This window comes from Acetobacter tropicalis, from assembly GCF_001580915.1.
Taxonomy (GTDB): Bacteria; Pseudomonadota; Alphaproteobacteria; order Acetobacterales; family Acetobacteraceae; genus Acetobacter; species Acetobacter tropicalis.
Map to the genome: position 1 here is coordinate 22,015 of NZ_LHZQ01000187.1, position 6,681 is coordinate 28,695.

At 55.1% G+C, this 6,681-nt stretch carries 11 protein-coding genes; 4 read left to right on the forward strand and 7 right to left on the reverse strand.

Annotated elements, in window-relative coordinates:
• The first annotated feature begins 39 nt into the window (after positions 1-39).
• Complete coding sequence (locus AD944_RS05385) at positions 40-777, forward strand: JAB domain-containing protein (RefSeq protein ID WP_052427076.1); 738 nt, start codon at positions 40-42, stop codon at positions 775-777.
• Between the two features lie 21 nt (positions 778-798).
• Here AD944_RS05385 and AD944_RS05390 read toward each other — a convergent pair whose 3' ends face one another.
• The 3 genes from AD944_RS05390 to AD944_RS05400 are packed head-to-tail and all read right to left on the reverse strand — an operon-like array spanning position 799 to position 2,780.
• Positions 799-2,004: a 5-(carboxyamino)imidazole ribonucleotide synthase gene (locus AD944_RS05390; RefSeq protein WP_045541393.1), complete on the reverse strand. Its 1,206-nt coding sequence runs from the start codon at positions 2,002-2,004 to the stop codon at positions 799-801.
• The gene (gene purE, locus AD944_RS05395) at positions 2,001-2,540 is read right to left on the reverse strand and encodes a 5-(carboxyamino)imidazole ribonucleotide mutase (protein ID WP_082741135.1); all 540 of its coding nucleotides are present in this window, start codon (positions 2,538-2,540) and stop codon (positions 2,001-2,003) included. Before purE ends, AD944_RS05390 begins: the two co-directional genes overlap by 4 nt.
• Positions 2,541-2,573: 33 nt before the next feature.
• The gene (locus tag AD944_RS05400; RefSeq protein WP_006557097.1) at positions 2,574-2,780 is read right to left on the reverse strand and encodes a YdcH family protein; all 207 of its coding nucleotides are present in this window, start codon (positions 2,778-2,780) and stop codon (positions 2,574-2,576) included.
• Positions 2,781-3,014: 234 nt separating this feature from the next.
• On the opposite strand from AD944_RS05400, the gene AD944_RS05405 reads away from it, so the two are divergent.
• Positions 3,015-3,179 carry a YdcH family protein gene (locus AD944_RS05405; RefSeq protein WP_081473503.1) on the forward strand — a complete coding sequence of 55 codons (165 nt, stop codon included), beginning with the start codon at positions 3,015-3,017 and terminating at the stop codon, positions 3,177-3,179.
• A 65-nt stretch (positions 3,180-3,244) separates the two neighbouring features.
• Here the strand turns inward: AD944_RS05405 and AD944_RS05410 are convergent, their stop codons facing one another.
• From AD944_RS05410 to AD944_RS16715, 4 genes are all read right to left on the reverse strand, one after another.
• Positions 3,245-3,847 (reverse strand): DUF1013 domain-containing protein, encoded by a 603-nt coding sequence (locus AD944_RS05410; protein WP_039903101.1) that lies wholly within the window; start codon positions 3,845-3,847, stop codon positions 3,245-3,247.
• 209 nt (positions 3,848-4,056) lie between these two features.
• Positions 4,057-4,569 (reverse strand): Hsp20 family protein, encoded by a 513-nt coding sequence (locus AD944_RS05415; RefSeq protein ID WP_006557101.1) that lies wholly within the window; start codon positions 4,567-4,569, stop codon positions 4,057-4,059.
• A 197-nt stretch (positions 4,570-4,766) separates the two neighbouring features.
• Entirely contained in the window at positions 4,767-4,994 is a 228-nt protein-coding gene (gene rpmE, locus AD944_RS05420; RefSeq protein ID WP_006557103.1) for a 50S ribosomal protein L31, read from the reverse strand.
• Positions 4,991-5,239: a hypothetical protein gene (locus AD944_RS16715; RefSeq protein WP_145912761.1), complete on the reverse strand. Its 249-nt coding sequence runs from the start codon at positions 5,237-5,239 to the stop codon at positions 4,991-4,993. Before AD944_RS16715 ends, rpmE begins: the two co-directional genes overlap by 4 nt.
• Before the next feature lie 34 nt (positions 5,240-5,273).
• Here AD944_RS16715 and mscL point away from each other — a divergent pair, with 34 nt between their 5' ends.
• Together mscL and AD944_RS05430 are read left to right on the forward strand one after the other, a co-directional pair.
• On the forward strand, positions 5,274-5,732 hold the full coding sequence (gene mscL / locus AD944_RS05425; RefSeq protein ID WP_045541392.1) for a large conductance mechanosensitive channel protein MscL: 459 nt from the start codon (positions 5,274-5,276) through the stop codon (positions 5,730-5,732).
• Between the two features lie 49 nt (positions 5,733-5,781).
• Positions 5,782-6,150 (forward strand): hypothetical protein, encoded by a 369-nt coding sequence (locus AD944_RS05430; protein WP_045541391.1) that lies wholly within the window; start codon positions 5,782-5,784, stop codon positions 6,148-6,150.
• Positions 6,151-6,681 lie beyond the last annotated feature (531 nt).

Sequence of the window (6,681 nt, forward strand, 5' to 3'; positions counted from 1 at the left end):
AAGACGCCCGCTTTCAGGAAGACAGGAAACACAAAGTCTGTGACCCCTAAGGACACTGGCTTTGCTGATATGGGTCAGGCGTTACACGGCATGAAGCCCGTGGAACTGCCCTTTCTTTCGCGCCTTATGAGGTATGAGCCTGATGGTGACACACCAGATGCTCCAGCCCTTGCTGACAGGGAGATTCTGTCGCGTCTGATTGCGGCTGTCGCGTCGCGCTCTATCAACCCGGATGATCTCGCCGCAGCACTCCTGCAGCGCTTTGGATCGTTGGCGGCAACCATCGGTGCGTCCTTACCGGATATGGAGGAAGCCACAGGCGGGAACAGTCTTTTGCAGGTTTATTTCCTGCTGGCACATGAAGCAGGTATCAGGCTGCAACGTGCCCGGCTTATGCGCAACAACGTACTGGCGGATGAAGATCAGCTTTACGCCTATCTGCGGGCTATGTTGGCGCAGGAACTGGTGGAGCAGGTGCGGGTTCTGTTTCTGGACGCGCACCGCTGCCTTCTGGCTGATGAAATGCAGGGACGCGGTACGGTGGACCATACACCGGTCTATCCCCGGGAAGTTGTACGCAGGGCGTTGGAGTTAAAGGCGGTGGGTCTGATTCTGGTGCATAATCACCCCAGCGGCGATCCTTCGCCTTCGCAGGAAGATATCGCCATGACGCATCGCATTGCCCAGGCCGCCAGTCTTATGGGCATAACCGTCTTGGACCATGTGATTGTTGGCGGCTCACGTCTGGTCAGTTTGAAGGAAGAGAGACTGTTCTAAGGCCCAACTTCCTTCAAACAGTCAGGACGATACCGTTTCTGCCGATGTTTCGGTCACTTCATCGGGAGTGGACTTTGTAGCCAGAGGGCCCAATGCATCCTGAATACCAAGTTCTCCGGGCAGGCTCCCAAACGGGAAAATGCAATTCACATGGCCCATCTTGCGGCCGGGCCGTGCTTCTTCCTTGCCATATAAATGGGGCAGCAGACCGGAGGCGCCGATAATCTGCGGCCATAACGCCATGTCGTCAGGCCCGATCAGATTTTTCATTATAGCATCGGAATGACGGATGGCGGGAGGAAGTGGCATACCTGTTACGGCGCGGATATGCATGTCAAACTGATCGACCGGGCACGCATCCATGGTCCAGTGGCCCGAATTATGTGGCCGTGGTGCGATTTCATTCACCAGTAGCACGCCGGTGTGGTCCAGAAACATTTCCACACCCAGAATACCCACCAGATCAAGTTTTTCGGCAATGGACACGGCCAAAGCCTGCGCTTGGGCACTGATGGCAGGTTCAACGGGGGCCGGAGCTAATGTGAGGTCGAGAATCCCATCACGATGACGGTTCATGCCCGGATCAAAACAACGGACGGTACCGTCTACACCACGCACGACCATCACACTCAGTTCACACGCAAAATCCACCATGCCTTCTGCTACCAGCGGATGCGGAGCAAGTGTATTGAAAGCAGTTTCAAGGTCCGCAGGGTGATGAATGCGGCTCTGGCCTTTGCCGTCATATCCGTTGCGGGTGGTTTTCAGGATAAAGGGCAGGCCAAGTGTTTCTGCCGCCGCATGGAGAGACGCACGATCCGTAACCGCATGCCATGGTGCAAGCGGGATACCATTTTCCGTGAAGAACGTCTTTTCCGCCAGCCGGTCCTGACTGATGCGAAGAATGTGGCCGGAGGGCCGCACGGGACAGTATTGGGAGAGGCAGTCCATGGCGTCGGCGCTGATGTTCTCGAATTCGAACGTCACCACATCCACGCCACGGGCGAAGGCGTCCAGTGCTTTCAGATCATCATACGCGCCGAGGGTAACGCCGTGCGAAACTTGCGCGGCAGGGCTGTTGGGGTCTTTGGTCAGAATATGCGTTCTGAAACCCAGCTTGGCCGCGGCCATGGCGGACATACGGCCCAACTGGCCGCCCCCGACAATACCAATAACGGCATTAGGGCCAAGAGGAGCGCTGGCGGAAGAGGAGGGAAACGGGGTCATTCTTCGTCTGTCATGGGAGTGTTGGCAACGGAGGCCGTTTGCAGAGCACGCCAGGCTTCAAGCCGTGCGGCAAGTTCCGGTTCCTGCAACGCCAGAATGGCGGCTGCCAGCAGAGCAGCGTTTTTGGCGCCCGAAGAGCCAATGGCCAGTGTTCCCACAGGAATACCACCCGGCATCTGAACGATGGAGAGCAGACTGTCCATGCCTTTCAGGGCACGGGATTCCACCGGAACACCCAGCACCGGCAGGCGTGTCCATGCCGCGCACATGCCCGGCAGATGTGCAGCGCCCCCAGCGCCAGCGATAATAACCGAAAGTCCGCGCCCGGCTGCGCTTTTGGCATAATCAGCCAAACGGTCTGGCGTGCGGTGCGCCGAGACAATCAGGGTTTCATGCGGAATTTCAAGTTCAGTCAGAATGGCATCCGCATGACGCATGGTGTCCCAGTCTGACTGGCTGCCCATGATAATGCCCACTTGGGGTTCGGGCGTGGTGGTCTGGCTGGTGGCTGCGGGCAGGGGAGAGGTTTCGCTCACGGTGGGGTTGCGTCCAGTATCAGGAAAAAACGGTCAGGCAATATCATCGGGGATAAGCTGGCTTTCAAGCCATGCGATCCGGTCACGCAGCAAAAGTTTGCGCTTTTTCAGTCTTTGGAGATGAAGCTGGTCTATTGGCGCGGGGTCCTGCGTTAACCGACTGATGATGGTGTCCAGATCACGATGTTCACTGCGAAGTTCATGAAGCTGGCCGAGCAGTGAATCGCGGTCTTTCAGCATGTTACTTGGTCTCCTGCACGACGAATCATGTGCCGATGAATAGGGCAGTGTGGGGCGCTTCAGCCGTATTGGGTTCAGTCTTGCGCATGTTCAGAATGGAAACCAGCGGCAAAAAGCAAAAAAACAGATATGACCATAGCGCATACCTAAAATGCCTGCCTCATGAAAAAAACATGAAAAATTCGCCGGAGCGTGCGTTACGGTATTATGACCATCAACCGAATGGAGGCAGCGATGACGCTCCTGTCGAGGATTGAAAGTCTTAAATCTCGCCACTCACGGATTGATCAGCAGATCTCTGCAGAAGGGGGACGACCCCGACCTGATGCTCGGGTCCTCATGACCCTCAAACTCCAGAAACTTCGTCTTAAGGAAGAAATTGAGCGTCTTTCTTCCTGATGAGGCTTAGGCTCCATAAAAGAGCTATCTGGTCGGCCTTAAAAGCCGACCAGACCAAGGAATGATCAGTCTTCAACCTTGCTTTCATGCTCATGCGGTTCGTCCAGCATGGGCGGCGGCTGCGGAATTTCCTGCCCTTCACGTTCCAGACGCAACGTGGCTGCTGTTACCGCAGCATTCAGATCGGTCTGGCTGCACAAACCAATGGTAACCGGATCACGCGGTTTGATGTTGGGAGTGTTCCAGTGCTGCTTGTTGCGCACCTTGGCGATGGTGTCCTTGGTGGTGCCCAGCAGTTTGACAATTTCCTGATCTCCCAACTGCGGAAAATTACGCAGTAGGAAGGCAATGCCATCCGGACGATCATGCCGTTTGGCAACAGGTGTATAGCGTGCCCCTTTTGAGCGACGCTTGACCGGATTGCCAGAGGAAAGAATTTTCAGTTTTGCGTCCGGGTTGGCTTCACACCGGCTGATTTCTTCCTGGGTCAACTGGCGGTTGGCAATTGGGTCATACCCGACAATTCCCTGCGCGACCTCACCGTCGGCAATGGCTTGTACTTCCAGCGGGTGCATGCCACAGAATTCGGCAATCTGCGTAAAACTCAGGGCTGTCTTTTCAATCAACCACACGGCGGTGGCCTTGGGCATCAGCGGTAGGGTCGTCATTGGTTCCATCCTGTCGTCGGGCGGCGCTTGCGCAGGCACCGGAGAAAGTGACGGTTCGGAAACCTGTCCGAAGGCCCGCGTGCCTGCCGGCGCGCATGAGTTGGCGACGATATGGGCGGACCGCCCCGCATAGGTCAAGAAGCAAATGCATCAAACAGAAAAGGAGGAGCCTGAGCCCCTCCTTTTTGTGCTGGTTCCTGATGGAAAAATTACGCAGCCGCTGCGGGAAGCTCCGGCGCAGGGCCTGATGTGTTAGCTCCTTCCGCCGCTACTGGAGGGTGCACAACAGGAGCGGGAGCAGATGCTGCGGACTGAACCGGAATACGGCGCGGCTTCAGGGCCTCTGGCATGATCTGCCTGACTGATATCCGCAAAAGACCGTTGTTCATTTCCGCGCCGGTTACTTCTACATGATCAGCCAGTGCGAACCGACGCTCGAACGCGCGACGGGCGATGCCTCGATGCAGAATTTCCCCTTCATTCTGCGGCTCGCTGACGCGACCAGAAACAACCAGCGTGTTGTCCTGCACAACAAGTTCAATGTCATCAGGGCCAAAGCCCGCCACAGCCATTGTCAGGGCGTAACTGTCATTTCCTGTCTTGGCGATGTCATAGGGTGGGTAGCTGGGGGTAGCCGTGTTCCGGGCTGCGGTATCCATGACCTGCGCCAGTCGATCAAAGCCGATAGCGGTACGGAACAGCGGTGCAAAATCATAGCTCATAAGAAAACCTCCTCGTTCAGCAAGGTCATGCCGGAGTTTGAACTGGCCCCCTTACGGCAGGCCTTTCCGGCGGATCTGGTGGTGTGACGAAACCCCATGCCGGGCGTTTTCATCCCAGCTAAACGTGGAAAACCCCGCTCCCTGTTTCAAGGGGCGGGGCTCCAGATTTTTCATACGACCTGAAAGAAGGTGGCGTATTACTTCGTGCGGGTACCAATACCAGCAAAGCGCTTGTTGAACTTTGCCACCTGACCCCCGGTGTCCAGCATACGCTGCACGCCTGTCCATGCCGGATGAGACTTGGTGTCTACGTCCAGACGCAGGGTGTCGCCGGGTTTGCCGTAGCATGACCGAGTCTTGTATTCGGTACCATCGGTCATGATGACGTTAATTTCGTGATAGTCAGGGTGAATGCCGGGTTTCATGATGAGTCTTTCTGTTCAAACAAAGCTGTCCCGATGCCGACCGGGCTATGCGTGCGAGTGCATATACCCATCTGTGCGGGCGGGATCAACAACTCTTCCGCAGAAACCTGCATATTGGCTGTGGTGAAGGGGGTTTTGGTGTTATAACGTTTAACAGCATGGCAAAAAGGTATCAGGGGCAGGCGGAAATTTACCGCATTTTTCCTTTTTTCTTGTGAAATACCACGCAACGTTGGTACAGACACGCATTATTGTAGATGTGAAGGAAAGCACTGCTGTATGGCTGACATTAAATCTCGGGTGCATACCCCTACCTGGGTCTCCGAATTCCGCGCCTTTATTATGCGTGGCAACGTGGTTGATCTGGCCGTTGGTGTGATTGTGGGTGCGGCGTTCACCGGCATTGTCAACAGTCTGGTGAAGGATGTGTTCAACCCCCTTATCGGTCTGCTGATTGGCGGGATTGATTTTTCCAACCTGTTTGTCACCCTCAAGGGGCCGCATCTGGCTACGTTGGCAGAAGCCCAGAAGGCTGGCGCTGTTACCATTAACATCGGCCTGTTCCTGAACACGGTCATCCAGTTCCTGATTACTGCTCTGGTGATCTTCTGGGTGGTGAAGGCGCTGACCCGTCTGCATGTGCGTGAAGAAGCTGCTCCGGCTGAACCGCCGCCGCCCACCAAAACGGAAGTTCTGCTTGAGCAGATCCGTGATGAACTGGCAACCCGCAAGGTCTGATTTCTGACACGCATTCCTGCGTGAAGAGATTATTCCCGGAAAGGCGGATATGGGCTACGCTTCCTATATGAAGCGCCCTATGTCTGCCTTTCCGTTTTTTTTGCGCCGTTTCCGCAGCCTATGCTGCACCATGGTGGGCGTAAGCCTGTTGGCTGGGTGCCAAGCCCCTATGGCAACGGTCAAAATCACCCCCACACCAACCACTCTGATATATAGCTATATCATCGCCCACGGCATGGCACGGGGAAGGGTGATGTCAGGCGACCTTGCGCCACAGGACGTTATTCGACTGGCTCAAGCCGATCAGATTGCGTTGCTAAGTGTGCTGATGGCGGAGAAGGAGCCTTCTAGGCAAAATATTAAGTATGCTAAGAGGAATAGTGAAAAGTTTATTACTTTAGTGGGAGGTAATGGTTAGGGGTAGAACATTTTATACTAATAGTTGTTGGAAGGTGTCACGGTTTAGTTCCGGGCTCTTTAAGAGCGAAGATGGTCATGAAGGAGATTTGGAATGGGACGAGTTTATAAGGCTGAGTTCAGGCACGAGGCGGTGCGTTTAGCTCTGAGCAGCGGTCTGTCACGTGAGCGTATTGCCCAAGATCTGGGTATCGGCTCTTCGACGTTGGAGTAATGGATCCGTGATGCGCAGAAGCTTGACACTGTAGTCGCTGACACAACAGATCATAGGCGCTATTGCGTGAGAATGAAAGATTACGCCGTGAGCACTTTCTGTTGCAGGAGGAGAAGGGGCTCCTAAAAAACGATCCCGGACGTTTGTCCGCCTGTGCGGCATAGAAACAGGCCATGCTATCGTGCCGGACAGGAGGGCAGCGGCCGTTTGCTTATTGGCGGGTTCGTTCTCGTTAAAAAACGTGGTCCATGGAACTGTGCGAATTTGAGAATGGAAACCTGGAGGGATCGAAGAACCGTTGGTTGATGCGCTTGGCTC